At 63.0% G+C, this 26,146-nt stretch carries 25 protein-coding genes; 18 read left to right on the plus strand and 7 right to left on the minus strand.

From position 1 onward, the window contains the following. The 12 genes from FNA46_RS21220 to FNA46_RS21275 all read left to right on the plus strand — a co-directional run. The coding region (locus FNA46_RS21220) for an ABC transporter permease (RefSeq protein WP_143127212.1) at positions 1 to 1,004 on the plus strand (1,004 nt) is incomplete at its 5' end. Next, a complete protein-coding gene (locus FNA46_RS21225; RefSeq protein WP_143127213.1) occupies positions 1,001 to 1,930 on the plus strand; it encodes an ABC transporter permease in 930 nt (309 codons plus the stop codon). The genes FNA46_RS21220 and FNA46_RS21225, both read left to right, overlap by 4 nt. Next, a complete protein-coding gene (locus FNA46_RS21230; RefSeq protein WP_143127214.1) occupies positions 1,927 to 2,760 on the plus strand; it encodes an ABC transporter ATP-binding protein in 834 nt (277 codons plus the stop codon). The genes FNA46_RS21225 and FNA46_RS21230 overlap by 4 nt, the downstream gene beginning before the upstream one ends. Then, positions 2,757 to 3,509 carry an ABC transporter ATP-binding protein gene (locus FNA46_RS21235; protein ID WP_143127215.1) on the plus strand — a complete coding sequence of 251 codons (753 nt, stop codon included), beginning with the start codon at positions 2,757 to 2,759 and terminating at the stop codon, positions 3,507 to 3,509. Before FNA46_RS21230 ends, FNA46_RS21235 begins: the two co-directional genes overlap by 4 nt. A gap of 39 nt (positions 3,510 to 3,548) precedes the next feature. Next, positions 3,549 to 4,478: a LysR family transcriptional regulator gene (locus tag FNA46_RS21240; RefSeq protein ID WP_143127216.1), complete on the plus strand. Its 930-nt coding sequence runs from the start codon at positions 3,549 to 3,551 to the stop codon at positions 4,476 to 4,478. Positions 4,479 to 4,614: 136 nt separating this feature from the next. Then, positions 4,615 to 6,147 carry an ABC transporter substrate-binding protein gene (locus FNA46_RS21245; RefSeq protein WP_143127217.1) on the plus strand — a complete coding sequence of 511 codons (1,533 nt, stop codon included), beginning with the start codon at positions 4,615 to 4,617 and terminating at the stop codon, positions 6,145 to 6,147. A 230-nt stretch (positions 6,148 to 6,377) separates the two neighbouring features. Beyond that, on the plus strand, positions 6,378 to 7,328 hold the full coding sequence (locus FNA46_RS21250; protein WP_143127218.1) for an ABC transporter permease: 951 nt from the start codon (positions 6,378 to 6,380) through the stop codon (positions 7,326 to 7,328). After that, positions 7,328 to 8,146: an ABC transporter permease gene (locus tag FNA46_RS21255; RefSeq protein WP_143127219.1), complete on the plus strand. Its 819-nt coding sequence runs from the start codon at positions 7,328 to 7,330 to the stop codon at positions 8,144 to 8,146. Before FNA46_RS21250 ends, FNA46_RS21255 begins: the two co-directional genes overlap by 1 nt. Positions 8,147 to 8,173: 27 nt before the next feature. After that, on the plus strand, positions 8,174 to 9,568 hold the full coding sequence (locus FNA46_RS21260) for an amidase (RefSeq protein WP_143127220.1): 1,395 nt from the start codon (positions 8,174 to 8,176) through the stop codon (positions 9,566 to 9,568). Positions 9,569 to 9,715: 147 nt separating this feature from the next. Continuing rightward, the gene (locus FNA46_RS21265) at positions 9,716 to 10,042 is read left to right on the plus strand and encodes an ElaB/YgaM/YqjD family protein (RefSeq protein WP_143127221.1); all 327 of its coding nucleotides are present in this window, start codon (positions 9,716 to 9,718) and stop codon (positions 10,040 to 10,042) included. A 1-nt stretch (position 10,043) separates the two neighbouring features. Continuing rightward, entirely contained in the window at positions 10,044 to 10,490 is a 447-nt protein-coding gene (locus tag FNA46_RS21270) for a hypothetical protein (protein WP_143127222.1), read from the plus strand. 34 nt (positions 10,491 to 10,524) lie between these two features. Next, positions 10,525 to 11,037, plus strand: a complete 513-nt coding sequence (locus tag FNA46_RS21275) for a Dps family protein (RefSeq protein ID WP_143127223.1) — start codon at positions 10,525 to 10,527, stop codon at positions 11,035 to 11,037. 155 nt (positions 11,038 to 11,192) lie between these two features. On the opposite strand, the gene FNA46_RS21280 is transcribed toward FNA46_RS21275, so the two are convergent. Then, positions 11,193 to 11,951, minus strand: coding sequence for a Crp/Fnr family transcriptional regulator (locus FNA46_RS21280; RefSeq protein ID WP_143127224.1), 759 nt, complete (start codon positions 11,949 to 11,951; stop codon positions 11,193 to 11,195). Between the two features lie 70 nt (positions 11,952 to 12,021). Between FNA46_RS21280 and FNA46_RS21285 the strand changes: the two genes are divergently transcribed. Next, the gene (locus FNA46_RS21285; RefSeq protein WP_143127225.1) at positions 12,022 to 12,432 is read left to right on the plus strand and encodes a response regulator; all 411 of its coding nucleotides are present in this window, start codon (positions 12,022 to 12,024) and stop codon (positions 12,430 to 12,432) included. Between the two features lie 15 nt (positions 12,433 to 12,447). Here FNA46_RS21285 and FNA46_RS21290 read toward each other — a convergent pair whose 3' ends face one another. Both FNA46_RS21290 and FNA46_RS21295 read right to left on the minus strand, forming a co-directional pair. Beyond that, positions 12,448 to 13,014 carry an RNA polymerase sigma factor gene (locus FNA46_RS21290; RefSeq protein WP_143127226.1) on the minus strand — a complete coding sequence of 189 codons (567 nt, stop codon included), beginning with the start codon at positions 13,012 to 13,014 and terminating at the stop codon, positions 12,448 to 12,450. Continuing rightward, on the minus strand, positions 13,011 to 13,193 hold the full coding sequence (locus tag FNA46_RS21295) for a NepR family anti-sigma factor (protein ID WP_143127247.1): 183 nt from the start codon (positions 13,191 to 13,193) through the stop codon (positions 13,011 to 13,013). The genes FNA46_RS21290 and FNA46_RS21295 overlap by 4 nt, the downstream gene beginning before the upstream one ends. A gap of 167 nt (positions 13,194 to 13,360) precedes the next feature. Between FNA46_RS21295 and FNA46_RS21300 the strand changes: the two genes are divergently transcribed. Both FNA46_RS21300 and FNA46_RS21305 read left to right on the plus strand, forming a co-directional pair. Beyond that, the gene (locus FNA46_RS21300; RefSeq protein WP_143127227.1) at positions 13,361 to 14,155 is read left to right on the plus strand and encodes a response regulator; all 795 of its coding nucleotides are present in this window, start codon (positions 13,361 to 13,363) and stop codon (positions 14,153 to 14,155) included. Between the two features lie 395 nt (positions 14,156 to 14,550). Then, a complete protein-coding gene (locus FNA46_RS21305) occupies positions 14,551 to 15,498 on the plus strand; it encodes a sensor histidine kinase (RefSeq protein ID WP_143127228.1) in 948 nt (315 codons plus the stop codon). A 328-nt stretch (positions 15,499 to 15,826) separates the two neighbouring features. On the opposite strand, the gene FNA46_RS21310 is transcribed toward FNA46_RS21305, so the two are convergent. From FNA46_RS21310 to FNA46_RS21325, 4 genes are all read right to left on the minus strand, one after another. Next, positions 15,827 to 16,750, minus strand: coding sequence for an ABC transporter permease (locus tag FNA46_RS21310; protein WP_143127229.1), 924 nt, complete (start codon positions 16,748 to 16,750; stop codon positions 15,827 to 15,829). Next, positions 16,743 to 17,753, minus strand: a complete 1,011-nt coding sequence (locus FNA46_RS21315; protein WP_143127230.1) for an ABC transporter permease — start codon at positions 17,751 to 17,753, stop codon at positions 16,743 to 16,745. The genes FNA46_RS21310 and FNA46_RS21315 overlap by 8 nt, the downstream gene beginning before the upstream one ends. A 78-nt stretch (positions 17,754 to 17,831) precedes the next feature. Next, the gene (locus FNA46_RS21320) at positions 17,832 to 19,535 is read right to left on the minus strand and encodes a peptide ABC transporter substrate-binding protein (RefSeq protein ID WP_143127231.1); all 1,704 of its coding nucleotides are present in this window, start codon (positions 19,533 to 19,535) and stop codon (positions 17,832 to 17,834) included. A 341-nt stretch (positions 19,536 to 19,876) separates the two neighbouring features. Next, positions 19,877 to 21,583 (minus strand): peptide ABC transporter substrate-binding protein, encoded by a 1,707-nt coding sequence (locus FNA46_RS21325; RefSeq protein WP_143127232.1) that lies wholly within the window; start codon positions 21,581 to 21,583, stop codon positions 19,877 to 19,879. A gap of 309 nt (positions 21,584 to 21,892) precedes the next feature. Between FNA46_RS21325 and FNA46_RS21330 the strand changes: the two genes are divergently transcribed. The 3 genes from FNA46_RS21330 to FNA46_RS21340 all read left to right on the plus strand — a co-directional run bounded on the left by FNA46_RS21330 (position 21,893) and on the right by FNA46_RS21340 (position 26,024). Beyond that, positions 21,893 to 23,056 carry a M20 aminoacylase family protein gene (locus FNA46_RS21330; protein WP_143127233.1) on the plus strand — a complete coding sequence of 388 codons (1,164 nt, stop codon included), beginning with the start codon at positions 21,893 to 21,895 and terminating at the stop codon, positions 23,054 to 23,056. Positions 23,057 to 23,084: 28 nt separating this feature from the next. Next, positions 23,085 to 24,935, plus strand: coding sequence for an ABC transporter ATP-binding protein (locus tag FNA46_RS21335; protein WP_143127234.1), 1,851 nt, complete (start codon positions 23,085 to 23,087; stop codon positions 24,933 to 24,935). Between the two features lie 135 nt (positions 24,936 to 25,070). After that, positions 25,071 to 26,024: a sugar-binding transcriptional regulator gene (locus tag FNA46_RS21340; protein ID WP_143127235.1), complete on the plus strand. Its 954-nt coding sequence runs from the start codon at positions 25,071 to 25,073 to the stop codon at positions 26,022 to 26,024. Positions 26,025 to 26,146 lie beyond the last annotated feature (122 nt).

A 26,146-nucleotide genomic window follows, 5' to 3' on the forward strand; every position in this document is an offset into this window, starting at 1 on the left:
GCGCGACCCTCGGTTTCGTCGTGACCGTCCTCACCACCTTTCTGGGGCTGATGGCGGTTACCTTCTTCATCGGCCGCGTGATCCCGATCGATCCGGCGCTTGCCATCGTCGGCGACCGCGCGCCTGCGCATGTCGTGGAGCGTGTGCGCGAGGAGCTTGGCCTCAACCTGCCGCTCTGGCAGCAGTTCCTCCTCTATCTGAAACAGGCGCTTTCGGGTGAATTCGGCACCTCCGTGCTGACCACCAATCCTGTGATGGACGACATCAGGCGGGTGTTTCCGGCCACCATCGAGCTGGCAACGCTCGGCACGCTGATCGGTGCCCTGTTCGGCGTTCCGCTCGGCGTTCTCGCCGCCGTCCGGCGCGGCAGCATCGCCGACCAGATCGTGCGCGTCATCGGCCTGATTGGCTATTCCGTGCCGATCTTCTGGCTGGGACTGCTGACGCTCGTGGTGTTTTACGCGCGGCTGAACTGGGTCGCCTATCCGGGCCGGATGGACATCGCCTTCGAATTCACCTTCACGCCGGTAACCGGTTTCTATCTGATCGATGCGATCTGGCAGGGCGCCTGGGACGTGCTGTGGGATCTGTTCCGCCACATCATCCTGCCGGCAGCGCTGCTCGGCTATTTCTCGCTCGCCTATATCAGCCGCATGACGCGTTCCTTCATGCTGAACGAACTCAGCCAGGAATATATCGTCGCCGCCCGCGCCAAGGGCCTGTCGGAAACCCGCATCATCTGGTTTCATGCGCTGCGCAATGCCGCCGTGCCGCTCGTCACCGTGATCGCGCTGTCCTATGCGGGCCTGCTCGAGGGCTCGGTCCTGACGGAAACCATCTTTTCCTGGCCGGGCCTGGGTCTCTACATCACCAATTCGCTGCAGAATGCCGACATGAATGCCGTGCTGGGCGGCACCATCGTCATTGGAGCCGTGTTCATCGGGATCAATCTGTTCTCCGATCTGCTCTACCGCACGCTCGATCCAAGGACTCGCCGCCGATGAGTGCGCTGACCGAACCCAAACCCTATAGCCGAGCCTGGCTTTTGTCCGACCGGCCGACCTCGCGCCGGCAGGCCCGGGCGGGCCGCGCCTATGTGATCTGGCGGCGCTTTTCGGAAAACCGGCTGGCGCTGCTCGGCCTCGGCATCATTCTGGCGCTCATCGTCGTGGCGCTGCTGGCGCCTCTGCTTGCCCCCCACAATCCGGTGCAGGGCGACCTGCGCAATGCGCGCCTGCTGCCGCCCGGAACCGCCGGCTACTGGCTCGGCACCGATGACCAGGGCCGCGACATCCTCTCGCGCCTCATCCACGGCTCGCGTCTGACGCTGATGGTGGTGGTGCTGGTGGCAATCATTGCTGCGCCCATCGGCCTCGTCGTCGGCACTGTCTCCGGCTATGCCGGTGGCTGGGTGGATGCCGTGCTGATGCGCATCACCGATATCTTTCTGGCCTTTCCGAAGCTGGTGCTGGCCCTGGCGCTGGTGGCGGCTCTCGGTCCCGGCATCGAGAACGCCATTCTGGCGATTGCCGTCACCTCCTGGCCGCCCTATGCGCGCATCGCGCGCGCCGAAACGCTGACCTTCCGCAATTCGGAATTCATCGCGGCGGTGAAGCTGATGGGCGCCTCGCCCTTCCGCATCGTGCTGCGCCATGTGATGCCGCTCTGCACCTCGTCACTGATCGTGCGCGTGACACTCGACATGGCCGGCATCATCCTGACCGCCGCCGGCCTCGGTTTTCTCGGCCTTGGCGCGCAGCCGCCTCTGCCTGAATGGGGGGCGATGATCGCCTCCGGCCGCCGCTTCATTCTCGACCAGTGGTGGGTCGCCGCCATGCCGGGGTTTGCCATCCTGATCGTCAGCCTCGGCTTCAACCTGCTGGGCGATGGCCTGCGCGATGCGCTCGATCCCAAGGAGGCCGGCCAATGACGCCGCTTCTGACCGTGGATGACCTCCGGGTCTCCTTTCCCACCCGCACCGGCGAAGTGAATGCCGTGCGCGGCGTCTCCTTCACGCTCGGCCGCGAGCGGCTCGGTATTGTCGGCGAATCCGGTTCCGGCAAGTCGCAGACCGGTCGCGCGATCATGGGGCTTACTCCCGGCCATGCGAAGATTACCGCAAAAACGCTGAGCTTTGACGGCATCGATCTCCTGTCCGCCTCGCCGCGCACCCGGCGCGACCTGCGCGGCAAGCGGGTGGCGATGATCCTGCAGGATCCGAAATATTCGCTGAACCCGGTGATGCCGATCGGCCGGCAGATCATCGAGACGCTGCAGACCCATGAAAAGGTGTCGAACCGCGAAGCGCGGCAGCGGGCGCTTGCCATGCTGGAGGCGGTGCAGATCCGCGATCCCGAGCGCGTCTTCGATCTTTATCCGCACGAAGTGTCCGGCGGCATGGGCCAGCGCGTCATGATTGCCATGATGCTGGTCTGCGGCCCGGAACTGCTGATTGCCGACGAACCCACGTCGGCGCTGGACGTGACCGTGCAGCTGGAAGTGCTGGCGATCCTCGACCGGCTGGTGGCCGAGCGCGGCATGGGCCTGATCTTCATAAGCCATGACCTGCGCCTCGTCTCTTCGTTCTGTGACCGCGTTCTTGTGATGTATGCCGGCCGGGTGGTGGAGGAACTGCCCTCTGCCAATCTCGCCGCGGCCAAACACCCCTATACGCAAGGATTGCTGAATTGCCTGCCGACGATCGGGTCCGACCGCCATCCGCTGCCCGTGCTGGAGCGCAAACCGGAGTGGACGCAATGACCGGCGAGGCTCTGTCCGTCCGCGACATGGTCGTGGTCTTCGATGAATTCGTGGCGCTGAATGGCGTCAGCCTCAGCGTCGCCCAGGGGGAATCCTTCGGCCTCGTCGGCGAGTCCGGTTCGGGCAAATCGACGCTGCTGCGGGCGATTGCCGGTCTCAACAGCTTCGAGAGCGGCACGCTGACCGTCTCCGGCAAGCGCTATGAAGGCCATCGGCGGGACCGGGATTTCTACCGCACCGTCCAGATGGTGTTTCAGGACCCCTATGGCTCTCTGCATCCGCGCCAGACGGTCGACCGGCTGCTGCTCGAGCCCCTGGCGGTCCATGGCTTTACCGATGTTGATGCCCGCATTGCCCGCGCGCTCGACGAAGTGGGACTGGGATCGGGCTTCCGCTTCCGCTACTCGCACCAGCTGTCCGGCGGCCAGCGCCAGCGCATCGCCATTGCCCGCGCGCTGATCCTCGAACCAAAGATCCTGCTGCTCGACGAGCCGACCTCGGCGCTCGATGCCTCCATCCAGGCGGAAATCCTCAACCTGCTCGAACAGGCCCGCAAGGATCGCGGCCTGACCTTCCTGATGGTCAGCCATGATCTCGGCGTCGTCTCGCATATGTGCGACCGGCTGGCGGTGATGCGCAAGGGGCAGATGGTGGAGACAGTCTCCGTCGAGGCGCTGGAAAAGCGGGCCTTTTCCGAGGATTATACCCGCGACTTGCTGGTGGCCAGCGAAGGCTTTCGCCGGACCTGACCGCCGCCGCCGCCGCCGCTTCACCCCGCAGGAACCCAGATGCAGCTTCGTGCGCTCATGTATTTCGACGAACTCGTGCGCACCAATTCGATGCGCGCGGCGGCGGAAAATCTCAACGTGGCACCGACTGCCGTCAGTCGCCAGATTGAGAATCTCGAGCACTATTTCGGCACGCCGCTGGTGGAGCGTTCGAACCGCGGCATCAAGCTGACGGCGGCAGGCGAACTTCTGGCAGCGCGGGCCGGCCGCACGTTTCGCGAGCTGGAGCATGTACACCAGCTGATCGACGACCTGCAGGGGCTGCAGCGCGGACGGGTGGTGATCTATGCCAATGGTGCGACCGTCGCCAATCTGCTGGCGCCGGTGCTCGCGCAGTTTTCGCTTCGCTATCCGAAGCTGCGCTTCGAGGTGATGATCACCAGCGCCCGCCAGGCGATCGAGGCGCTGGCTGCGGCCGAGGCGGATCTGGTCGTCACGCTGTTTGCTCCGAAGATGCCGGGGGTAAAGGTGCGGCTGCGCTCGGAGATCACCTATGATCTCGTCACCTGGGCCACTCATCCGGCGGCGGAAAGGACAGAGATCACCCTGAAGGAGATTGCCGCCCTGCCGCTTGCCCTGCCGGACAAGAGTTTTGGCGCGCGGCAGGCCTTCGAGGAGCAATTCGGCAGGATCGGTGTGGAGCTTGATCCGGTTTTCGTCACCGGTTCGCTGGAAATGCTGAAGGAGCTGGTTCTGCAGCAGGCAGCGGTCACGCTTCTGCCGGCGCTCGCCGTGCAGCGCGAGGTGCAGTCCGGCCTGATGGCGGCGATACCGATTGCCGCCGGCAAGGGCGTGCGCACCGCGATCGACCTCTGCGTCGCGCCCGACCGGCAGCTTTCCTTCGCGGCCGGCAAGCTGGTCGATTTCATCGAGGGGTTCATGCGCGGTGCGGACCGGGTCAAGCCACGCAGGCCGAAGAATTCCGTGTAGCGATTTCGGCTACACAGGGAACACAAAAATGGTAATTGTGTGTGCGCCTGCGAAGTGCCACTCTCTTCGCATAACCACGTTCCCGCAGGGCTTTCCGGGTCCTGCGGCAGAGCGAGAACAAGGGGAATGCCTTACCATGGGAAGCCAGTTTCTTTCCGCATCCACCGCGCTGACGCGCCGGGCCGTGATGGGCCTTGCCATGGCCGCCAGCCTGGTGCTTGCCGCCGGCATGCCGGCCGAAGCCGCGCCGAAGACGAGCCTGACGCTCGGCATGTCCGTCGAGCCGACGGGTCTTGATCCGACGATTGCCGCCCCCGTCGCCATCGGCCAGGTGACATGGCAGAACGTGTTCGAAGGCCTCACCACCATCGATCGCAATGGCAAGGTGCAGCCGCAGCTTGCCGAAAGCTGGACCATTTCGCCGGATGGCCTGATCTATACCTTCAAGCTGCGCCAGGGCGTGACCTTCCACAATGGCGAAGCCTTCGATTCTGCTGTCGCCAAATTCTCCATCGACCGTGCCCGCGGTGCCGATTCCGTCAACCCGCAGAAACGCTATTTCGCAGCGATCGACACGGTCGAGACGCCGGATGCCGCAACGCTGGTGCTGAAGCTGAAGCAGCCGGCCGGCAGCCTGCTCTACTGGCTGGGCTGGCCGTCGTCCTCCATCGTCGCGCCGAAATCCGCCGCCGACAACAAGACGACGCCGATCGGCACCGGGCCGTTCAAGTTCGTCAGCTGGACCAAGGGTGCCTCGGTCGAGCTGGCACGCAATCCCGATTACTGGAACAAGGCAGGTGCCGCCAGGCTGGACAAGGCCACCTTCCGCTTCATCGCCGATGCACAGGCTCAGGCGGCGGCGCTGAAGGCCGGCGATGTGGATGCCTTCCCCGAATTCGGCGCGCCGGAACTGATCGACAGCCTCAAGGGCGACGCGCGCCTTGCCACCGTGATCGGCAATACGGAACTCAAGGTCGTGGCCGGCATGAACAATGCCAAGAAGCCGTTCGACGACAAGCGCGTGCGCCAGGCGCTGATGATGGCAGTGGACCGGCAGGCGGTGATCGATGGCGCCTGGTCCGGTTTCGGCACGCCGATCGGCAGCCATTACACGCCGAACGACCGCGGCTATGTGGATCTGACGAAGACCTATCCTTACGATCCGCAAAAGGCGAAGGCGCTTCTCGCCGAGGCCGGCTATCCCAACGGCTTTTCCTTCACCATGAAGGCGCCGCAGATGGCCTATGCCCAGCGCGCCTCGCAGATCCTGCAGGCGATGCTTGCGGAGATCGGCGTGACGATGACCATCGAGACCACCGAATTTCCCGCCAAATGGGTGGCCGACGTGTTCAAGGGCGGCAATTACGACATGACCATCGTTGCGCATGCCGAGCCGATGGACATCGACATCTATGCCCGCGATCCCTACTACTTCAACTACAAGAACCCGACCTTCAACGAGATCCTGAAAAAGGTGGAGGCAACCGCCGACCCCGCCGCACAGGAAAAGCTCTATGCCGAGGCGCAGACCATCCTCGCGACCGACGTGCCGGCGCTCTATCTCTTCGTGATGCCGAAGCTCGGGGTCTGGGACAAGAAAGTGGCCGGTCTGTGGGAAAACGAGCCCATCCCGTCGAACGTGCTGTCCGAAGTGCACTGGACGGAATGAGGCGCTTGTACCCTAAACCCCTCCCCAAACCCTCCCCTCAACGGGGAGGGGCTTACCTTGCCCCGAGCGAGCCCGATATGCTGGGCGAGCCGTTGCCTCTGGTGGTCTCCCCCCTTGTGGGGGAGATGGCCGGCAGGCCAGAGGGGGGCTGACCCCCCATCCTCGAATGTCATTGCATGCCGGTCTCCGGCACTTCATCCTTCGCTCGGGAGAGCCGGAAGGGACAGGTCATGATTGCGCTCATCGTCCGCCGGCTTGCCGGTCTCATCGTCACCCTGCTTCTGGTCTCCGCCGTCATCTTCGCGGTGATGGATCTTCTGCCGGGCGATCCGGCCTCGGTCATTCTCGGCACGTCCGCCAGCCCGGATACGCTGGCGGCGCTGCAGAAGGAGATGGGCCTCGACCGGCCGCTGGCGGTGCGTTATGTCGCCTGGCTTGCCGGCGTGCTGCAGGGCGATTTCGGGCGCTCCTATACCTATGGTGTGCCTGTGGCGGGGCTGATTGCCGAGCGCCTGTCCGTGACGGTGCCGCTGGCGCTCATCGCCATCCTGATCTCGGTCGTGCTTGCCATTCCGCTCGGCGTGCAGGCGGCGCGCCACCAGAATGGCGGCTGGGACGTGTTCTCCGGCCTCTTCTCGCATGTCAGTATTGCCGTGCCGGCCTTCTGGGTGGGGCTGCTTCTGATCATCCTCTTTTCCACCACGCTCGGCTGGCTGCCGGCCGGCGGTTTTCCGGGCTGGGCGGGCGGTGTTGGCGCGGCGCTGATGGCGCTGCTGCTGCCGGCCGTGGCGCTTGCCCTGCCGCAGGCGGGGGTTCTGATGCGGGTCACGCGCTCGGCCGTGCTCGAGGTGATGAACGAGGATTTTGTCCGCACCGCCCGTGCCAAGGGCTTGTCGGAACAGACGGCCCTCTGGCGGCATGCGGTGCCGAATGCGCTGATCCCGGTTGTCACCATGCTTGGCCTGCAGTTCACCTTCCTGATTGCCGGCGCCGTGCTGGTGGAAAACGTCTTCAACCTGCCGGGCCTCGGGCGGCTCGCCTATCAGGCGCTGTCCCAGCGGGACGTGGTGGTGATGCAGGATGTCGTCCTTTTCTTTTCCGCTCTCGTGATCCTTATGAATTTTCTCGTGGACCTCGCCTACCTCCTCATCGATCCCAGGCTGCGGGCGGGAGTGCGCTGATGTCCTTCCTGCGACGCCATCCCACCTTTCTCGTCGGCCTTGTGATCACGCTCGCCCTGGTTGCTCTGGCGCTCCTCTCTCTCGTCTGGACGCCGATGCCGCCGACCAGGATGCAGATCATCCACAAGCTGAAGCCGCCTATGGCGCATGGCCTTCTCGGCACCGACCAGTTCGGCCGTGACGTCGCCTCCATGCTGATGGTGGGGGCCTGGAATTCACTCTCCACCTCGCTGCTCGCCGTGGCGCTGGGGGCAACGCTCGGCACCGGCGTCGGCGTGCTGGTGGCTGCGATCCGGGGGGTGACGGAAACCGTGGTGATGCGCTTCTGCGACATCATCTTCGCCGTGCCGCCCATCCTGTCGGCCATGCTGCTCGGCGCCTTCATCGGCTCGGGGCGTTTTACCGCGATCATTGCCATCGCCGTCTTCATGGTGCCCGTGTTCGCCCGCCTGACGCTGAGTGCCGCCTCGCAGATCTGGACCCGCGACTATGTGATGGCCGCTATCGGCATGGGGCGAAACCGGGCGAAGATCACCGTCGTGCACGTGCTGCCGAACATCGCCAACCAGATCATCGTGCAGGTGACCATCCAGCTCGGCCTTGCCATCCTCACCGAAGCGGGCCTCAGCTTTCTCGGGCTCGGCATGCCGCCGCCGGCCCCCACCTGGGGTCGCATGCTGTCTGACGCGCAGACCTTTCTCGGCCAGGCGCCCTGGCTGGCGCTGCTGCCCGGGCTTGCCATCGCGCTCGCCGTCATGGGCCTCAACATGCTGGGCGACGGCTTGCGCGACCTGCTCGATCCCCGCGACCCCTCCTGAATTTTTGACCAGAACGAAGACATCGCCATGAATGAATTGCTGATGCTGACCATCCGGCAGGTCCGGGATCTCTTTGCCCGGAAGGACCTGTCGCCGCTCGAATACTGGCAGGCGGTGGAGGAGCGGATCGCCGCCTTCGAACCGCATGTGCAGGCGCTTTACCTCTACGATCCCGAAAGCGCCCGCGCCCAGGCGAAGGCTTCGACGGAGCGCTGGCGAAGCGGCGACACTCTCGGCTTCCTCGATGGCATTCCGGTAACGCTGAAGGAACTGATTGCCACCAAGGGCGATCCGGTGCCGCTCGGCACGAAGGCGGTTGAACTTGTGCCGGCCGCCGAGGATGCGCCGATTGCCGCGCGCTGCCGCGAGGATGGCGCCGTGATCTTCGCCAAGACGACCTGCCCGGATTACGGTATGCTGTCTTCCGGGCTTTCCAGCTTCCACCCGCTCAGCCGCAATCCCTGGGATCTGAGCCAGAACCCCGGCGGATCGAGCGCCGGCGCCTCCGCGGCGGCCGCCGCCGGTTTCGGTCCCTTGCATATCGGCACGGATATCGGCGGTTCCGTGCGCCTGCCGGCCGGCTGGACCGGCATTTTCGGCTTCAAGCCGAGCCATGGCCGCATTCCGGTCGATCCCTATTATGTCGGCCGCTGCGCCGGTCCGATGACGCGTTTCGTGGAGGATGCAGCCCTCTCGATGGAACCCTTGTCGCGCACCGACTGGCGTGACGGCACCTCGCTGCCGCCCAACGCCTTCGACTGGCTGGATCTCGACATCGATGTGAGGGGCCTGAAGATCGGCCTGATGCTCGATGCCGGCTGCGGGCTGGCGGCGGAAGACGAGGTGAAGGACGCGGTGATCGCCGCAGCACACCTGTTCGAGCAGGCGGGGGCGGTGATCGTGCCGGTCGGACCGGTGATCAGCCGCGCCATGCTGGACGGGCTCGACAATTTCTGGCGCGCCCGCTTCTGGGGCGATATCGAGGGCATGAGCGAGGAACGCCAGAGCCTGATCTTGCCCTACATCTTCGATTGGGCGAAGGGTGGCGCGGGCGTTTCCGGCGTCGATGCCGTGCGCGGCTTCAACCAGACGATCGAGATGCGCAAGACCTGCGGAAAGCTGTTCACCACCGTTGATGCGGTGATCTCGCCCACCAATCCGGTTGTGTCCTACCCGGCTGAGTGGGCCTCGCCGACCAATGATCCCAGGGCGCCTTTCGAGCACATCGCCTTCACCGTGCCGTGGAACATGTCGGAGCAGCCAGCCTCGTCGATCAATTGCGGCTTTTCGAAAAGCGGCATGCCGATCGGGCTGCAGATCGTCGGCCCCCGTTTTGCCGACCAGTTCGTGCTGAAGCTGTCGCAGGCCTTCGAGACCTGGAGCGGCGGCGTGGCTCGCTGGCCGGAACCGCCGTCGGCTTGATCTTCCGCAACGCACAGCGCCCTCTCCGGGGCTATGGAACAAAAGGGCGCAGTCTCCGTTGACACCGTGAATGAGCCGGTGGGACAGCGCCCGCAAAGGTTTGTCGTGCCCGCCTCCGGGCCAACCCTGTTCCTCAAGGAGAACGCGATGTCGATGAATTCGCCGAATGATTTCCCGCGATCCGGTTCGCAGGCCGATATCGAGCTTCAGTTGCAGCAACTGCGGGAAGACATTGCCGCGCTTGCCAAGGCGGTCGCCGCGGCCGGCACCAACAAGGCGGAGGATCTGAAGGCAAAGGCCCGGCGTGCCTCCAGCGAGGCGATCGATGCCTCGGCCCATGTCATGGATGCCGCCCGCGCACAGGCTGCCTCCATCGAGCAGGATCTGGAACGCCAGATCCGCACCAAGCCGCTGCAGTCGGTGGCGATTGCCGCCGGCCTCGGCTTCCTGTTCGCGCTTCTGTCGCGCCGCTGAGATGGCGCGGCTTCTGCCCCTGTTGACGTCGATCCTCTCGCTCGACGTCGGCATGTTCGTTCAGCGGACGCGGCGCAACGTGCTGCTCTTCGCCATCATGGCCCTGTTCCTGCTGACCGCCTATGGCGCCGGTGTCGCAGCGCTCGCCATGTGGCTGGCATCCTCCATGAGCCCTGTTGCGGCGCTTGGCATCGTTGCGGCCCTTTCGCTGTCGGTAGCTCTGATCGTCCTGGTTATTGTTCTCATCCAGAATCGGGTGGACGAGCGTCGCAGGCGCGAAGCCGCAGCCAACAACCGTGCCCTGCTGATGACGACGGCGGTTTCTCTGCTGCCGGTCATGATGAAATCGCGGCCGCTGATGGCGGCGGCTGTTACCGGCGGACTTGCCCTGTTTGCCCTGCGCATGATGGGCGGCTCCAGTCCGGAGGATGGGTCGCCAGAGACCTGAACTTTGCTGAGATAATCCAACAAGGAGACCGACCATGGCACAAGCCTCTGCTGTCCTGAAGCCGAAGTCCCACGATGAGAACATCAATATCGGCCTCGACAAGGCCTATCGCGAGACGATGGCCGAAAGCCTCTCGCAGATTCTGGCCGCGACCTACCGCCTCACCATCAAGAGCCATGTTTATCACTGGAATGTCGTCGGTCCGCTGTTCAAGCCGCTGCACGAACTGACCGAGGAGCATTATGGCGCACTCTTCGAAGCTGCGGACATCATTGCGGAACGTATCCGCGCGCTCGGCCATCTGGCACCGGCAACGCTCGGCGAAGCGGCAGGCTTTGCGCCGAAGGCTGCAGATGTCGGCAAGTTTACGGCGATCTCCATGGTCAACGATCTGGTGGAGGATCACGAACATGCCGTCCAGACCATGCGCAAGGCTGCGGAGGATGCTGATGAGGCCGGCGACGTGGTGACCGCGGACATGCTGACGGATCGGCTGACCTTCCACGAAAAGGCGCTCTGGATGCTGCGGGCAATCATTGCCGAATGATCCGGGCCGATCCCGCACTAGCGCAGGTCCTAGCCAAAACCGTGTCAGCGATCATCTTGCGTCCGGACGGCGTGAAAACAAAGAGATAGAGCATTTCAGGTGATCCGGTTTTCACCGGAATTGCTCCAGACCGCATCCTGTGCGACAGCGCGCCTTCAGATGAAGGGGCGCTGTCCTTCCTTTGTCGGCTGCCAGCCGGCAATCTCCAGAAGGCGCGCGCGCTCCAGAACCTCGGAGCCACGATCGAGCCAGCGCAACACGCCTGCATCGGACAGCTTGCGCAGCGTCTTGTTGGTATGCACCAGGGAAAGGCCGAGTGTATCCGCCACATGTTGCTGCGTCAGGGGCAGGATGAACGGACCCTCCTCGCCGAAGGCTCCGGTGACGCGCGCCCGGTGATCGAGGAAGGCCAGAAGATAGGCCGCCCGTTCCAGCGCCGTGCGGCGGCCGATGCTGAGCAGGTGTTCGTCCAGCATGGATTCCTCGCGTGAGGCGATCCAGGTCAGGTCATAGGCAAGTGACGGGTGATGGCGAAACAGCGTCGTCAGCCGGTCGCGTTCGAAGATGCACAGCGTCATGCGCGTGAGCGATTCCACCGAATGCAGCATTTCCGTCATCAGATTGCCCTGCAGGCCGACGAGATCGCCGGGCAGCACGTAATTGAGGATCTGCCGGCGTCCGTCCTCCAGGATCTTGTAACGAAAGCCCCATCCGGCCAGCACGGTGTAAAGCTGGGGGTGCCGCTCACCCTCGCTGATGATGGTGGCACCCGGATCAGCCGCCAGTTCCCCGAACTTGAAGCTGGACACGAAAGACAGTTCCTCGCCGGTAAAGTCCCGAAAGCCTTCCCGCCGTCTCAGCGGGCACAGGTCGCAAGGAACGCGCGGCGGTGTGAGTGGTCTCGCCTGGGTCATGATCGTCTGGCAGAGCCTCGCAATTGGCACGGTTCGATACAGGAATGTGGGGCAGGTGTGTCTTTTTTAAATGACGGGGCAGAACGGCGGTGATCTACGGCATGGTTCACGTCATCCACCAGGAGCCGCTTTTGTGCACGTCCTTGTTATCGACGTCGAATTTCTCGTGGCCCTGGAAGCCGAACAGATCCTGACTGAACACTTGGCCTGTACGGTGGAAATCGCCGTTCCCCGCGATATGGTTCAGACGCTCCAGTCCCGGCGTTTCGACATTCTGCTTCTTGATGCCGCCCTGATGTCTGCGGCCGTCGAACCGCATGTCCGGCGCCTGCGCGAAGCAGGCACCGGCATTGTGTTTTCCTCCGTCGACAGCGAGCACCGTCGTGGATTGCCGGGGTTTTTCGGCATTCCCGTCATGTCACGTCCATTCGATGATGAGGAGCTTGTGAGGATCGTTCGCCGCGCGGCGATATCCGGATGAGCCCGCCTGGACGGCTCAGCTGCCGAAGGCGCGTGCGGTGATGGCGGCATCGCCCGGATCGGGGCCATAATCCCCTTCGCCGGAAACGCCCAGCATTTCCTGAAGCCGTGTGCGGGCCCGCGATACGCGGCTCTTGATCGTGCCGACCGCGCAGCCGCAGATGGAGGCGGCCTCCTCATAGGCAAAGCCTGCGGCACCGACCAGAATGATCGCCTCGCGCTGGTCGTCCGGCAGTGTGTCGAGTGCCTTGCGGAAATCCTGCAGATCCAGTCGTCCGTACTGTTCCGGATGCACCGAGAAGCGTTCGCTGAACAGGCCGTCGCTGTCCTGCACTTCCCGGCCACGCTTGCGCATCTGGCTGTAGAATTCATTGCGAAGGATGGTGAACAGCCAGGCGCGCATGTTCGTGCCGGCGGTAAAACTGCCCTGGTTCGCCCAGGCCTTCATGATCGTGTCCTGCACCAGATCGTCCGCCTTGTCGTGGCGGCCGGTCAGTGACACGGCGAAGGCGCGAAGATTGGGCAAAGAGGCCAGCAGGTCGCGCTTGAAGGCGCGATCGACGTCCCTGTCCGTGGTTGTCATTTCGCTTTCACCGATTTGGCGTTCTTTTCCGCTTCTTCCAGGCGTTCCAGAAGTTCAAGGAACCGGTCCGGTATCCCTTCTTCCTGGACAGCATCGTAGAACTCCCGCAGCTTGCGGGAAATCGACGCGTTCGGCAGCATTGCGCCTGGCCGGAAGTTGTTCGATTGTGCTGTTGTCATTGTTTCTTGTTTTCTTGTTTCGTCGTCACTCATCACGCAGGCGCCCATTGCGATATCGTGGAAGGAAATGCACAGCTGAAAAAAAAGTTCCCTGCATTCGGAACTTTTTTTTCTGTCTGACGTTGATATCACGTTCATTGCCCGCAGGGCATCAGGGGAGATTCTGAATGTCACTCACCACACGCGTTGCGTCCCACCTTCCTTATCTGCGCCGCTACGCTCGCGCTGTTACCGGCTCGCAGACTTCTGGGGACGCATATGTCGCGGCGGTCCTGGAGGCACTGATTGCAGATGTTTCCATCTTTCCGGAAACCTCCAAGGACCGTGTTTCGCTCTACAAACTCTTCGTCCAGATTTTTGGTTCCACCGCAATCGAGATCCGCCCGATCGATTCCCCCTTTGCATGGGAACAGCGGGCGGTTGCCAATCTGGCCAATCTGCCCTCCCAGGCCCGCCACGCCTTCCTGCTGATTTCTGTCGAAGGCTTCACGCTGGAAGAGACGGCCGAGATTCTCGATGTCGAGGTGGATGAGGCGACCCGCCTGCTGGACGAGGCCTCGCGCGAGATTTCCCGTCAGGTTGCAACCGACATCATGATCATCGAGGATGAGCCGCTGATCGCGCTCGACATCGAGCAGATGGTCCAGGATCTCGGCCACAATGTCACCGGCATTGCCCGTACCCACAAGGAAGCCGTTGCCCTGTTCCAGAGTTCCGGCCCGAAAATGGTGCTGGCCGACATCCAGTTGGCCGATGGCAGTTCCGGCATTGATGCCGTCAACGAAATCCTGAAGTCCTCCAGCGTGCCGGTGATCTTCATCACCGCCTTCCCGGAGCGCCTGCTGACCGGCGAGCGGCCCGAGCCTGCATTCCTGGTGACCAAGCCGTTCAACCCCGACATGGTCAAGGCTCTTATCAGTCAGGCTCTCTTCTTCAACGATGCGGTGAAGGCCGCCGCCTGATGCGGCCAGGAGAGGGTGGCCACGCATCCTCTCCGTTGCAAGGAACATTCACAGCGCCGGCGCGTTCCGTCGGCGCTGCGATCTGCCGGGATCGGACTTTGCGAATGGCGCATCAAGCCTGAAGACCGGTGCTTGCGGCCGCAGGGACGGACCTGCCTTCGGGACACAGCCCCTTGTCTCGTGGCCGTTCCGGCGGCCCGGTTGAATTGCGGTAATTTCGTGGCCAGTCGGGTTGTTCCCTTCTGGGTTAGGCCCTATAACGGGCGTGTCATTGGCGGGTCTGCATCTTTTGCGGATTGTTCTCAGGCCAAGAGCAAGGCGGAGTGGAATTCTTGTCGCATCAGCTGACATGGCAACAGGCTGGTGAGAGTGACGACAAGTTGCGTGAGTTCTTCATGCCGGCCCTGGTTGATCTGGGTGCCAGCGTGATCATTCAGAACCTCGACCGCAACTATCTGTTCGTCACGAATCTCCCCACCGTCTGGTCCGGCGGGTTAGGCGAATCACCGAGCGATCTTTCCCTGTTTGGTCCCGAAATTTCCGAGAGGCTGCGCCTGCTGAAAGACGGCCTTACGGAACATGGGCAGAAGAAGCATATTGAAATCTCCGTGAATTCCGATGAGATCTACGAGTTTCGCGTTCAGGCGGTGGCCATGGGCGCGAGTGGTATTCATCTTGTCACCACCATTGTTGACCGCTCCGAGGAACGCCACCGGGAGCGTCTTTTGCGCGCGCTGCTGCGCGAAGTCAGCCATCGCTCCAAGAATCTGCTGGCGATCATCCAGAGCATTGCGCTGCAGACCGCGCGCTATTCGGTGACGCTCGACATGTTCCTCAACAAGTTCCGCGGCCGTCTTTATTCGCTGTCGCAGTCGCAGGATCTGATCACCGATTCCAGCTGGCGCGGCGCCTATTTCTTTGAACTCGTGCGCCAGCAGACCGAGAAATACCTGCCGGAAAACCAGAAACTGGTACGGGTGACGGGTGACGACGTGCTGCTCTCACCCAATGCCTCGCTGCATCTTGGTCTTGCCCTGCACGAACTTATCGTCAATGCCGTCAGCCATGGCTCGCTGATCAAGACCGGTCGCTCGATCAGCGTCAGTTGCAACCGCGTGCTGGCCAATGGCCAGGACTCGCTGGAGGTGCGCTGGGACGAGGGGCTGGCCATGCAGGCAAGCCGGCTGGAAGCGCGCGAGGACGATACACTGAAGGCGCATTTCGGCAGCACCGTGCTGGAGCGCGTGGTGCCGGCCTCCGTCAATGGCAAGGCGCATTACGTGATCAGCCCGGATCGCATCAGCTACAGCCTCGTCTTCCCCATCGAGCACACCAGCGAATAAAGCGCCTGCGACGGGCTGTCGCCTGTGCAGAGCCTTGCATTTTTTCAGCTGCAGTCCGGAACTTCCGGCATAAAAAAACGGTCTCGATTTCCGGAGAAATCGAGACCGTTGGTCTCTTCGAGGGGGATGAAGAGGTATCTGGAAGCTTGAAGGGCGGGGGACGGGGGCGCTTCCAGATGTCGTGATAACGTGCCGCCCCCGGCTTGGTTCCATGGCCGTCGCAGATTTTTTGCAGATCCTCGATTTTTTGTATGACGCTGCGGGCTGCCTGACGAAATGCCCCACAGACGGGTCTGCGGGGCATGACAAAGCGGTTGGCTGGCGTGGATCAGCGTGACATGGAACGCGGATCGAGCGCGTCGCGCACCGCATCCCCCATGTAGTTGACGCTGAGAACCGTCAGCGAGATGGCGAGCCCGGGCCAGAGCACGCGCGAGGGCGTGATCTGCAGGAAATTCGCGCCATCAAACAGCAGGCGGCCCCAGGTCGGAAAATCCGAGGGGAAGCCGAGGCCGAGGAAGCTCAGCGCCGATTCCGTGATGATGGCCGATGCGATGCCGAGCGTGGCCGAGACCATGATCGAGGAAAGCACGTTGGGCAGGATATGCTTCAGCACGATGCGGTATTCCCGCATGCCGCTGCTCTGCGCCGCCGTGATGAATTCCAGGCTTTTGACCGCCAGCACGTCGCCGCGCACGATGCGGGCCGTGTGCATCCAGCTGGTGATGCCGATGACGAAGACGATCAGGATGAAGATCCCGGTTTCCGGACCGAAGGCGGCCCGCAGCGTGTCGCGGAACAGCATGATGATCACCAGCAGCAGCGGCAGCAGCGGCAGTGCCAGGAACAGGTCGGTCAGGCGCATCAGCGGCCCGTCGAGCCGGCGGAAATAGCCGGCCATCACACCGACCAGCGTGCCGAGGAACAGCGCCAGCAGCATGGCCGTCATGCCGACGGCGAGCGAAATCTGCCCGCCGGCCATCACCTGGGCCAGCATGTCGTGGCCGAGATTGTCCGTTCCGAACGGATGCAGCAGCGAGGGCCCCTTGTTCTTGGCGCGGATGTCGATCTTGTTCGGATCGATCGTGTGGATGAAGGGTCCGATATAGACGATGGCGAGGATGGCGACGAAGATCACCAGGCCCGCCACGCCGCCCTTGTGGCGGCGAAAGCGGCGCCAGAACAGGGCAAGCGGCGTCTCCGTCTCAGCCGTCTTCGGGGTTGCGGCAAGGGTCGCGGTGGCATCAGTCATAGCGGATCCTCGGGTCAAGGATGCCGTAAAGGACGTCGGCGATCAGGTTGAAGAGCACGATCAGCACGGCAAAGATGAAGGTGAGTGTCTGGACGAGCGGGATGTCGGCGCCCTGTACGGCGGTGATCAGAAGCTGGCCAAGGCCGTTCACGCGGAAGATCTGCTCGGTGATGATGGCACCGGAAAAGATGGTGGGCACGCCGAGCGCAATCACGGTAACCACAGGGATGAGGCTGTTGCGCAGCACGTGGACCAGCAGCACGGCCTTTTCTTTTACCCCCTTGGCGCGGGCTGTGCGCACGTAATCCTGGCTGAGATTGTCCAGCATGGAGGCGCGCACGAAACGGGCGATCTGCGAGGCGTTGTAGAGGGCGAGCACGGTGACCGGCAGCACCATCTGCTTGACCTGCGCGACGAAGCTCGACCAGTCGTTGACGACGAGGTTCGTGTCGTAGATCGACGGGAACCATTGCAGCCAGGACGAGAAGATGACGATCAGCAGCACGCCGGTGAAGAAGGTCGGTACCGAATAGCCGACCATGGTGATGAAGGTGCCGATCTGGTCGAAGATCGAGTACTGGCGATAGGCGGAGATCACGCCCACCGGAATGGCGATCAGGATGCCGAAGACATAGGCCATGCCGACCACCCACAGGGTCTGCGGCAGGCGCTGCACGATGAGATCGACCACGGGGCTGCGGGTGGCCCAGGAGAGCACGCGCATGCGCTCGCCACTGCCGAAGGTCAGGCCTGTCAGCTGCTCGAGAATGTTGAGCGGCTCGTTGACGAAGAACTGGTGCATCCAGTGCAGGTAGCGAATGAAGAAGGGCTGATCGAGGCCCATGGCGGCGCGAATCTGCTCGCGCACTTCCGGCGGAATCGTCAACGGCAGGTCGCCCAGCGGATCGTTCGGGGCAAGATCGAGAAGGGCGAAGATGACGAAGCTGATGACGAGCAACGTCGGCACGGCGAACATGAGACGCCGGATCGTGTAGGTGAACATTCAACGGTCTCCAGACGGTCGTGGAGAAGCACATGCCGGCCCCGCGCCAGAAGAGGTGCGGAGCCGGCGGTCACTTCGTTACTTCTTGCGCGACCAGTCCGCAATGTTCCACAGTTCGGAGTCCCAGGCGTTCATCCGCACCCCTTCCAGCTTGGCCGAGATCGCCGAGACCTGGCCGCGATGGATGAGCGGGATATGGGCGCCTTCGGCGGTCAGCATGTCGTTGGCCTTCTTGACCAGTTCGGCACGCTTGGCGAGATCGCCGGTCTTGGACAGCTCGGCGACGATCTTGTCGTAGTCCGGGTTGCAGTAACGCGGCATGTTCTGGCCCTGCCAGCCATTGGCCGGGGAGGGGATCTTGTTGCACAGCCACTCGGTCAGATACTTTTCCGGATCGGTGCCGTCGAAGTTGTTGGTGTACATTTCCAGGTCCGCGTAGAACTTCTGGAAGGTGTCGGGGCTGGCCGGGTCGCCGCCGAAGAAGACGGAGGCCGCGATGTTGCGCAGTTCGCTCGCCACACCGATCTGGTTCCACCAGTCCTTCACCAGCGCCTGCGTGCCTTGGCGCACCGAGTTGGTCGAGGTCTGGTAGAGGAAGGAAAGCTTCACGCCGTCCTTGGCGCGGATGCCATCCGGACCCTTCTTCCAGCCGGCATCGTCCAGAAGCTTGTTGGCGCCGGCGATGTCCTGCTTCAGGCACCAGTCATTGGCGGTGGAGATATAGACATCCGGAGCCGGAACGATGTTGCAGGTCGGCTTGCCGGCCGCGCCATAGCCGGCCTCGTTGATGATGTCGCGGTCGATCGCCATCGACAGCGCCTTGCGCACGGCCGGATCGGAAAGCGCCGGATGCTTGCCGCCTTCAACGGTCGAACGCTTGTCGCCGAGCTTCGGGTCGGGGTTGGTCCAGTTGATGTTGATGCGCTCGACCTGGGTGCCAAAAGCGTTGACCAGCTTGCCCTTACCGGCCTTCAGCATGGTTTCCAGCACTTCCGGTTCGACCTGCATGTTCCAGGCATAGTCGTATTCGCCGGTTTCGAGAACGGCGCGCGCGGCAGACGCGGCGTCACCGCCGCCCTTCAGCGTCACGGAGGCGAAGGCCGGCTTGCTGGCATCGCGGAAGTTCGTGTTGGCCGTCAGGGTGATGACGTCGTTCGGCTTGAATTCCTTGACGACGAAGGGACCGGTGCCGATCGGGCCGAAATTGGCCGAGGTGCAGCCCGGCGCCTTGGCGCCAACGCAATCCTTGAACTGTGCCTTCTGGATGATCGGCTGCTGTGCGCCGACGAAGGCGCCGTAGGGATAGTATTTCGGTTCGGAGAAGCTCACCTTCACCGTCTGCTTGTCGACGGCTTCCACCTTGGTGATGCCTTCGAACTGCGCCTTCTGGGCGCAGCCGCCATCCGGTGCCGTGCAATACTGCCAGGTGAAGACCACGTCATCGGCGGTGAAATCGGTGCCGTCGGACCATTTGACGCCGGGTTTCAGCTTCCAGGTGATGCTCTTCATGTCGGAGGCGACGCCGCCGTTCTGTACGGTCGGAATTTCCGTCACCAGCCACGGAACCAGCGAACCGGTCTCGTCATAACGCGCCAGCGGCTCGATGATCATCGACGAGCTGTAGACTTCCTTGGTGCCGCCCGACAGGTATGGATTGAGCGTGGAGACGGCCTGCCAGAACAGGATTTTCGCATCGCCATCGGTGCCTCGCCCGGCATGGGCGGAGGTCGCTGCCGCCAAAGCAGCCACCGTTCCGGCGAGCAGGATCTTGAATCGCGTCATTCTTTTCCCCTTAAAGATGTTTTTGCGTTTCGGCCCACACGGCCATGGTCGCCAGACCACATCGCCACCCTCACTGTTTTCCTCCCAGTTCGGTGGTGAATTCTGTCGAATGCTCCTTGAAAAGCCCAAGGACCTGACCGTTCTTTTTCGACGGTTCCAGTCTGGGTGTGAACAAAATTTGTGCTATCTAAGCATAAGCCTATTTTGCGTTCAAGTCGGAAGTTTCACGCTTCGACGGGCGTGTGAGAGGGCCTTTTACCGGCGGCCCTCTCGATCGTCAGAGCCTTGAAATCACAGTATAATTCGCAAGGTCGCCCGTGATTGTGGCTGCAGGCGCAGCCTCACTTGCCGCGTTTCCAGCTCTCGATGTTCCACAACTGAGTGTCCCACGGATTGATCTTCGCGTCCACCAGCGTCTTGGCGATGGCCGAGGGTTCGCCGCGCACCACTAGCGGCAGAATGTAGCCGCTGTTGACCAGCATGTCGTTCAGCCTCCTGATGATGGCGCCGCGCTTCTCCTGGCCTTCGGCGCTGCCAAGCTCTGCAACCAGAGCGTCATAGGCCGGGTCGCAGAAGCGCGCCACATTGCCGCCCTGCCAGCCATCGGCGGGCGAGGGGATCTTGTCGCAGCGGAAGTCCGCGAGGAACTTGGCGGGATCCGTCGTCTCGAAGCCGGAGGCAAACATTTCCACGTCGGCATAGAATTTCTTGTAGGTATCCGGGCTTGCCGGATCGCTGCCGAAATAGACCGAGGCGGGAATGTTGCGCAGTTCGGTTTCGACGCCGATCTCCTTCCACCATTCCTTCACCAGCTGCTGCGTGCCCTGGCGCACGGAATTGGTGGAGGTCTGGTAGAGGAAGGAGAGTTTGACCCCGTTCTTGGCGCGGATGCCGTCGGAGCCTTTCTTCCAGCCGGCGTCGTCAAGCAACTTGTTGGCGGCGGCGAGATCCTGCTTCAGGCACCAGTCGACGCCGGTCGAGGCGAACGCCTCGGGGCTCGGGATCACGTTGCAGGTCGCCTTGCCGCCGGCGCCGTAGCCGGCTTCGACCAGGATGTCGCGGTCGATGGCAAGCGAGAGTGCGCGGCGCACGGCCGGATCGGAAAGGGCTGGATGCGGGCCGGCCTCCTTGGTGGAGCGCTTGGCGCCGAGCGCGGAATCCACCGCAAACGGGTTGAGGTGGATGCGCTCCACCGTGGTGCTGAAGGCGCTGGCGATCTGGCCCTTGCCAGCCTTCAGCATGGCCTCCATCACTTCCGGTTCGATCACCGTGTTCCAGGCAAAGTCATATTCGCCGGTTTCCAGCACCGCGCGCGCCGCCGAGGCTGCGTCGCCGCCGCCCTTCAGGGTCACGGAAGCGAAGGCGGGCTTTTGCGGGTCGCGATAGTTCGGGTTTGCCGCAAAGGTGATGACGTCATTCGCCTTGAAATCCTTCACCACATAGGGACCGGTGCCGATCGGGCCGAAATTGGCGGCCGTGCATTGCGGCGCCTTGTCACCCAGGCAATCCTTGAACTGCGCCTTCTGGATGATCGGCGACAGCGCGCCGACGAAGGGGCCGTAAGGATAGGAGGCCGGCTTCTCGAACGTTATCTTCGCGGTCAGCCGGTCGATGGCCTCCACCTTGGAAACGCCGTCGAACTTTGCCTTCTGGGCGCAGCCGCCGCCGGGCGCCGTGCAATACTGCCAGGTGAAGGCGATATCTTCGGCCGTCACGTCGCTGCCGTCAGACCATTTCAGTCCATCCTTCAGCTTCCAGGTGATGGAGAGGTTGTCGGCGGAAACGCCGCCATTCGCCTTGGTCGGAATGTCGGCGGCAAGCCGCGGGAACATGGTGCCCTTCTCGTCAAAGCCGGCGAGCGGTTCGATGACGATGGAGGCGGCGTAGACTTCCTTGCTGCCCCCGGAGAGGTAGGGGTTCATGCTGGACACCGCCTGCCAGAACAGGATCTTCACCTCGCCGTCGCTGCCGCGCGCGGCCTGGGATGGCGTGGTTGCCAGGCTGAAACCGGCCACCGTGGCCGCCAGCAGAAACATCTTTCCGTCCATGTGCATTGCCTTCCTCACGGGAAACTCGAACGCGGCCGTGCCGCTGATGCCTTCTATCTGTTTTCCAGGTCGCGGTGCAGGTCAAGTTTTTCCCGGATGCCTCGAGATGAAATTCTTTCAATCTTGACAGCACTTTAGCTGTCTCTCTCCCTCACCGGCCGGCGGTCTGTCTAAAATTTAAGCCGCGTGCGTGTGGGCCTATTTTGCGTTCAGAAGTGAAAATTGAAGCTTGCAAATGCGAAGCGGGACAGCGCAATATCCCGACCAACCACAAGGGAAACAGCTGAAGAAACCAACGAGGTCGCATCAATGCCAGTTCTCAATCGCGCCGCCGAAATGCAGGATGAAGTGGCGGCGTGGAGGCGCCATCTGCATGAAAATCCGGAGCTTCTGTTTGATGTGCATCACACGGCAGCCTTCGTCGCCGAAAAGCTGAAGGCCTTCGGCTGCGACGTCGTGGAAACCGGCATCGGCAAGACGGGCGTCGTGGGGCTGATCAAGGGATCGCTCGGCGAGGGACCGGTCATCGGCATGCGGGCCGACATGGATGCACTGCCGATCCTGGAAGATACCGGCAAGGCCTGGGCGTCGAAGAACCCGGGCAAGGCACATTCCTGCGGCCATGACGGGCACACCGCCATGCTGCTGGGGGCTGCGCAGTATCTGTGCGAGACGCGCCGTTTCGCAGGCTCCGTTGCGGTGATCTTCCAGCCGGCCGAAGAGGGCGGCGGCGGTGGCCTTGCCATGGTCGAGGACGGCATGATGGAAAAATATTCCATCAAGGAAGTCTATGGCATGCACAATTCGCCGGGGCTGGCGCTTGGCGACTTTTCGCTGCGCAAGGGCGGCCTGATGGCGGCGGCTGACAGCTTCGACATCGTGATCAAGGGCAAGGGCAGCCATGCCGCCCAGCCGCATGTCTCGGTGGATCCGGTCCTGACCTCGGCCTATGTGATCATCGCGCTGCAGTCGATCGCATCGCGCGAAATCGACCCGCTGAAGTCCGTCGTCGTATCCGTCACCACCACCCATGGCGGCGATGCCTATAACGTCATCCCGATGGAGGTGAAGCTCACCGGTACGGTCCGCACACTCGATCCGGAGGTGCGTGACTTCACCGCGAAGCGGCTGGTTGAGGTAGCGCAGGGCACGGCCATGGCGCATGGCGCGGTGGCGGAGGTGCATTACCATCGCGGCTATCCCGTCACGGTGAACCATCCGGCGCAGACCGATTTCGCCGCTTCCGTTGCCGCCCAAGTGGTGGGCAATACCCGCGTGGAGACCAATGCGGCCCCGAAGATGGGCGCGGAAGATTTCTCCTACATGCTGGAGGCCCGGCCGGGCGCCTTCATCTTCCTCGGCGTGGGTGACACGGCAAACCTTCATCATCCGGCTTACGACTTCAACGACGAGGCCATTCCCTACGGGATCAGCTACTGGGTGACGCTGGCCGAAACCGCGCTTGCGGCCTGAGCCGTCGGCAGAGACCAAGGAGAATCCCGTGCTTCTGTCCGCAACGCTTTCGGAACAGACGGGGGGAGCGGTGACCCCGGTCCTCTCCGTCGAAAACCTCACCACCTCCTTCCGCGTCAATGACGAATGGAAGTCGGTGGTCCGCAACATGAACTTCTCGATCGCGCCGCGCGAAACGGTGGCAATCGTCGGCGAATCCGGCTCGGGCAAGAGCGTCACCTCGCTCTCCATCATGCGGCTTCTGCCGAAGAATTCCAGCCGCATCGAGGGCAAGGTCATGCTCGGCGGCCGCGATCTCGTGTCCCTGCCCGAAGAGCAGATGCGCCAGGTGCGCGGCAACGAGATCTCGATGATCTTCCAGGAGCCGATGACCTCGCTCAACCCGATCTTCCCGATCGGCCGGCAGATCGCCGAGGCGCTGACGGTGCACCAGAACATCTCGGCGGCCGAGGCCAAGGCCGAGGTGCTCAGGCTTCTCGACAAGGTGCGCATTCCGAACGCCAAGGGGCGCTTCGATGAATATCCGCACCAGTTCTCCGGCGGCATGCGCCAGCGCGTGATGATCGCCATGGCGCTCGCCTCCAAGCCGAAGCTCCTGATCGCCGATGAGCCGACGACCGCGCTCGACGTGACGATCCAGGGCCAGATCCTCGATCTCATCAAGGAACTGCAGGATGAGGAGGGCATGTCCGTTCTCTTCATCACCCACGACATGGGCGTCGTGGCCGAAATTGCCGACCGCACCATCGTGATGTTCCGTGGCGAGCAGGTGGAAACCGGCGGCACCGGCGATATCTTCCACCGCGGCCAGCACCCTTACACGCGCGCCCTTCTTGCGGCGGTGCCGCGGCTGGGGTCGATGAAGGATAGTGCGCTTCCGTTGCGCTTTCCCATCATCGACGTGCAGTCCGGAGAGGCGCAGCCTCTGGAAACGGTGACCGATACGGTTGCCAAGGGCAAGACGCCGATCCTCGACGTCAAGGACCTGACGACGCGCTTTGCCATCCGCTCCGGCATTCTCGGCCGCCAGACGGGTGCCGTGCATGCGGTGGAAAAGGTCTCCTTCCAGCTGTTCGAGGGCGAGACCCTGTCGCTGGTCGGCGAATCCGGCTGCGGCAAGTCCACCACCGGCCGGTCCGTCACCCGCCTGGTGCAGCCGGACAGCGGCCAGGTGACGCTCGACGGGTATGACGTGATGACCCTCGACCGTTCGACGTTGCGCACCATGCGCCGGTCGATCCAGATGGTCTTCCAGGATCCCTTCGCCAGCCTCAACCCGCGCATGAGCGTCGGTTCGGCGGTGATGGAACCCTTCATCGAACACCGGCTCGGCTCCAAGAGGGATGCGCGCGACAAGGCGGCCGACCTGCTGGCCAAGGTGGGCCTGTCGCCGGACATGATGCGGCGCTATCCGCACGAATTCTCCGGCGGCCAGCGCCAGCGCATCGCCATTGCCCGCGCCCTGATGCTCGATCCGAAGGTGATCGTGGCGGATGAGGCGGTTTCGGCGCTTGACGTGTCGATCAAGGCGCAGGTCTGCAACCTGCTGCTCGATCTGCAGCAGAGCCTGAAGCTCGCCTATCTCTTCATCAGCCATGACATGGCGGTGGTGGAGCGTGTCAGCCACCGCGTGGCGGTGATGTATCTTGGCGAGATCGTCGAGATCGGTCCCCGCGCCGCCGTCTTCGACAATCCGCAGCATTCCTACACGAAAAAGCTGATGGCGGCGGTGCCCGTGCCGGATCCCTCCCGTCGCAGCATCAAGCGGAACCTCGCCACCGACGAGATCAAGAGCCCGGTGCGGGCGGCAGGCTATGTGCCGCCTGAGCGCCAGTATCGCGAGGTCTCGCCCGGTCATCTGGTGCAGGTCGAAGCCTGAGGCTTTCGGCAACGAGAACAATGAGGCCCGGTGGCAGGTTTGCGGCCGCCGGGCCTCTTGTCGTCGGCCTGTGATTTGACAGGTCCCGTCCAATCATGGCAGCAACCGCAGCAGGAACGGCTTCAGGATCTGTTGATGGCACGACGCAATGATACGCAGGGGCGGCTGGATGATGCCGCGCGCGCCGGCTGGCTCTATTATGTGGCCGGGCGCACGCAGGATGAGATTGCCGCGGCCATGGGCATTTCGCGCCAGTCCGCCCAGCGCCTCGTCTCGCTTGCGGTTGCGGAGCGCCTGATCAAGGTCCGGCTCGACCATCCGATCTCCGCCTGCCTCGAACTGTCCCTGGCCCTGCGCGAAAAATTCGACCTGAACCATGCCGAGGTGGTGCCCTCCGATCCCGCCGGCACCTCCTCGACGGTCGGCATTGCCGAGGCGGCTGCCGCCGAGATCGAGCGCTGGCTGAAGAACCCGGAGCCGATCGTGCTCGCCATCGGCACCGGCCGCACGCTGAAGGCGGCCGTGGACCAGCTGCCGCCGATGGAATGCCCGCAGCATCGCATCGTCTCGCTGACCGGCAACATCGCCCCCGACGGCTCGGCGGCCTATTACAACGTCATCTTCTCGATGGCCGATGCCATCAAGGCCCGCCACTTCCCCATGCCGCTGCCCGTCCTGTGTTCGTCTGCGGAGGAACGTGACCTGCTGCATGGCCAGCCGATCGTCCAGTCGACGCTGACGCTTGGCGCCACCGCGAACGTCACCTTCGTCGGCGTCGGCGAGCTTGGTGTGGATGCGCCGCTTTGCCTGGACGGATTCCTGGCGCCGGACGAAATGACGGCGCTGATGCAGGCGGGTGCCGCCGGCGAGATCTGCGGCTGGATGTACGGGCATGACGGAAAGCTGCTCGACAACCCCGTCAACGACCGGGTCGCCAGCGTGCCGATTCCGCCCCGCGACCGTGGCGTCGTGATCGGCGTGGCGCTCGGGCGGCGCAAGGAAACAGCGCTGGCGGCGGCTCTGCGCGGTCGAATGATCAATGGTCTGATCACCGACGAACATACCGCTGAGCATATGCTCTCCATCTGAGCAAAATAATTTTATTTTGAAATCAATTGCTTGATGCCGCGTCGCTGCGCTGCAGCGACGAATGCTGCTTGACATTTTTTGCCAATAAACGAGTAATTGCCCGCGAGCAAAGCGAATGCTCG

It is taken from the genome of Affinirhizobium straminoryzae (genome assembly GCF_007004135.1).
Lineage (GTDB): Bacteria > Pseudomonadota > Alphaproteobacteria > Rhizobiales > Rhizobiaceae > Neorhizobium > Neorhizobium straminoryzae.

Coding starts and splice junctions, on each gene's coding strand:
- FNA46_RS21245 (WP_143127217.1), top strand. CDS start 4,615: ATGGGAAGCCAGTTTCTTTCCGCATCCACCGCGCTGACGCGCCGGGCC.
- FNA46_RS21270 (WP_143127222.1), top strand. CDS start 10,044: ATGGCGCGGCTTCTGCCCCTGTTGACGTCGATCCTCTCGCTCGACGTC.
- FNA46_RS21275 (WP_143127223.1), top strand. CDS start 10,525: ATGGCACAAGCCTCTGCTGTCCTGAAGCCGAAGTCCCACGATGAGAAC.
- FNA46_RS21255 (WP_143127219.1), top strand. CDS start 7,328: ATGTCCTTCCTGCGACGCCATCCCACCTTTCTCGTCGGCCTTGTGATC.
- FNA46_RS21340 (WP_143127235.1), top strand. CDS start 25,071: ATGGCACGACGCAATGATACGCAGGGGCGGCTGGATGATGCCGCGCGC.
- FNA46_RS21300 (WP_143127227.1), top strand. CDS start 13,361: ATGTCACTCACCACACGCGTTGCGTCCCACCTTCCTTATCTGCGCCGC.
- FNA46_RS21305 (WP_143127228.1), top strand. CDS start 14,551: ATGCCGGCCCTGGTTGATCTGGGTGCCAGCGTGATCATTCAGAACCTC.
- FNA46_RS21320 (WP_143127231.1), bottom strand. CDS start 19,535: ATGACGCGATTCAAGATCCTGCTCGCCGGAACGGTGGCTGCTTTGGCG.
- FNA46_RS21280 (WP_143127224.1), bottom strand. CDS start 11,951: ATGACCCAGGCGAGACCACTCACACCGCCGCGCGTTCCTTGCGACCTG.
- FNA46_RS21230 (WP_143127214.1), top strand. CDS start 1,927: ATGACGCCGCTTCTGACCGTGGATGACCTCCGGGTCTCCTTTCCCACC.
- FNA46_RS21295 (WP_143127247.1), bottom strand. CDS start 13,193: ATGACAACAGCACAATCGAACAACTTCCGGCCAGGCGCAATGCTGCCG.
- FNA46_RS21285 (WP_143127225.1), top strand. CDS start 12,022: ATGACGGGGCAGAACGGCGGTGATCTACGGCATGGTTCACGTCATCCA.
- FNA46_RS21265 (WP_143127221.1), top strand. CDS start 9,716: ATGTCGATGAATTCGCCGAATGATTTCCCGCGATCCGGTTCGCAGGCC.
- FNA46_RS21225 (WP_143127213.1), top strand. CDS start 1,001: ATGAGTGCGCTGACCGAACCCAAACCCTATAGCCGAGCCTGGCTTTTG.
- FNA46_RS21235 (WP_143127215.1), top strand. CDS start 2,757: ATGACCGGCGAGGCTCTGTCCGTCCGCGACATGGTCGTGGTCTTCGAT.
- FNA46_RS21310 (WP_143127229.1), bottom strand. CDS start 16,750: ATGACTGATGCCACCGCGACCCTTGCCGCAACCCCGAAGACGGCTGAG.
- FNA46_RS21260 (WP_143127220.1), top strand. CDS start 8,174: ATGAATGAATTGCTGATGCTGACCATCCGGCAGGTCCGGGATCTCTTT.
- FNA46_RS21315 (WP_143127230.1), bottom strand. CDS start 17,753: ATGTTCACCTACACGATCCGGCGTCTCATGTTCGCCGTGCCGACGTTG.
- FNA46_RS21290 (WP_143127226.1), bottom strand. CDS start 13,014: ATGACAACCACGGACAGGGACGTCGATCGCGCCTTCAAGCGCGACCTG.
- FNA46_RS21240 (WP_143127216.1), top strand. CDS start 3,549: ATGCAGCTTCGTGCGCTCATGTATTTCGACGAACTCGTGCGCACCAAT.
- FNA46_RS21330 (WP_143127233.1), top strand. CDS start 21,893: ATGCCAGTTCTCAATCGCGCCGCCGAAATGCAGGATGAAGTGGCGGCG.
- FNA46_RS21325 (WP_143127232.1), bottom strand. CDS start 21,583: ATGGACGGAAAGATGTTTCTGCTGGCGGCCACGGTGGCCGGTTTCAGC.
- FNA46_RS21250 (WP_143127218.1), top strand. CDS start 6,378: ATGATTGCGCTCATCGTCCGCCGGCTTGCCGGTCTCATCGTCACCCTG.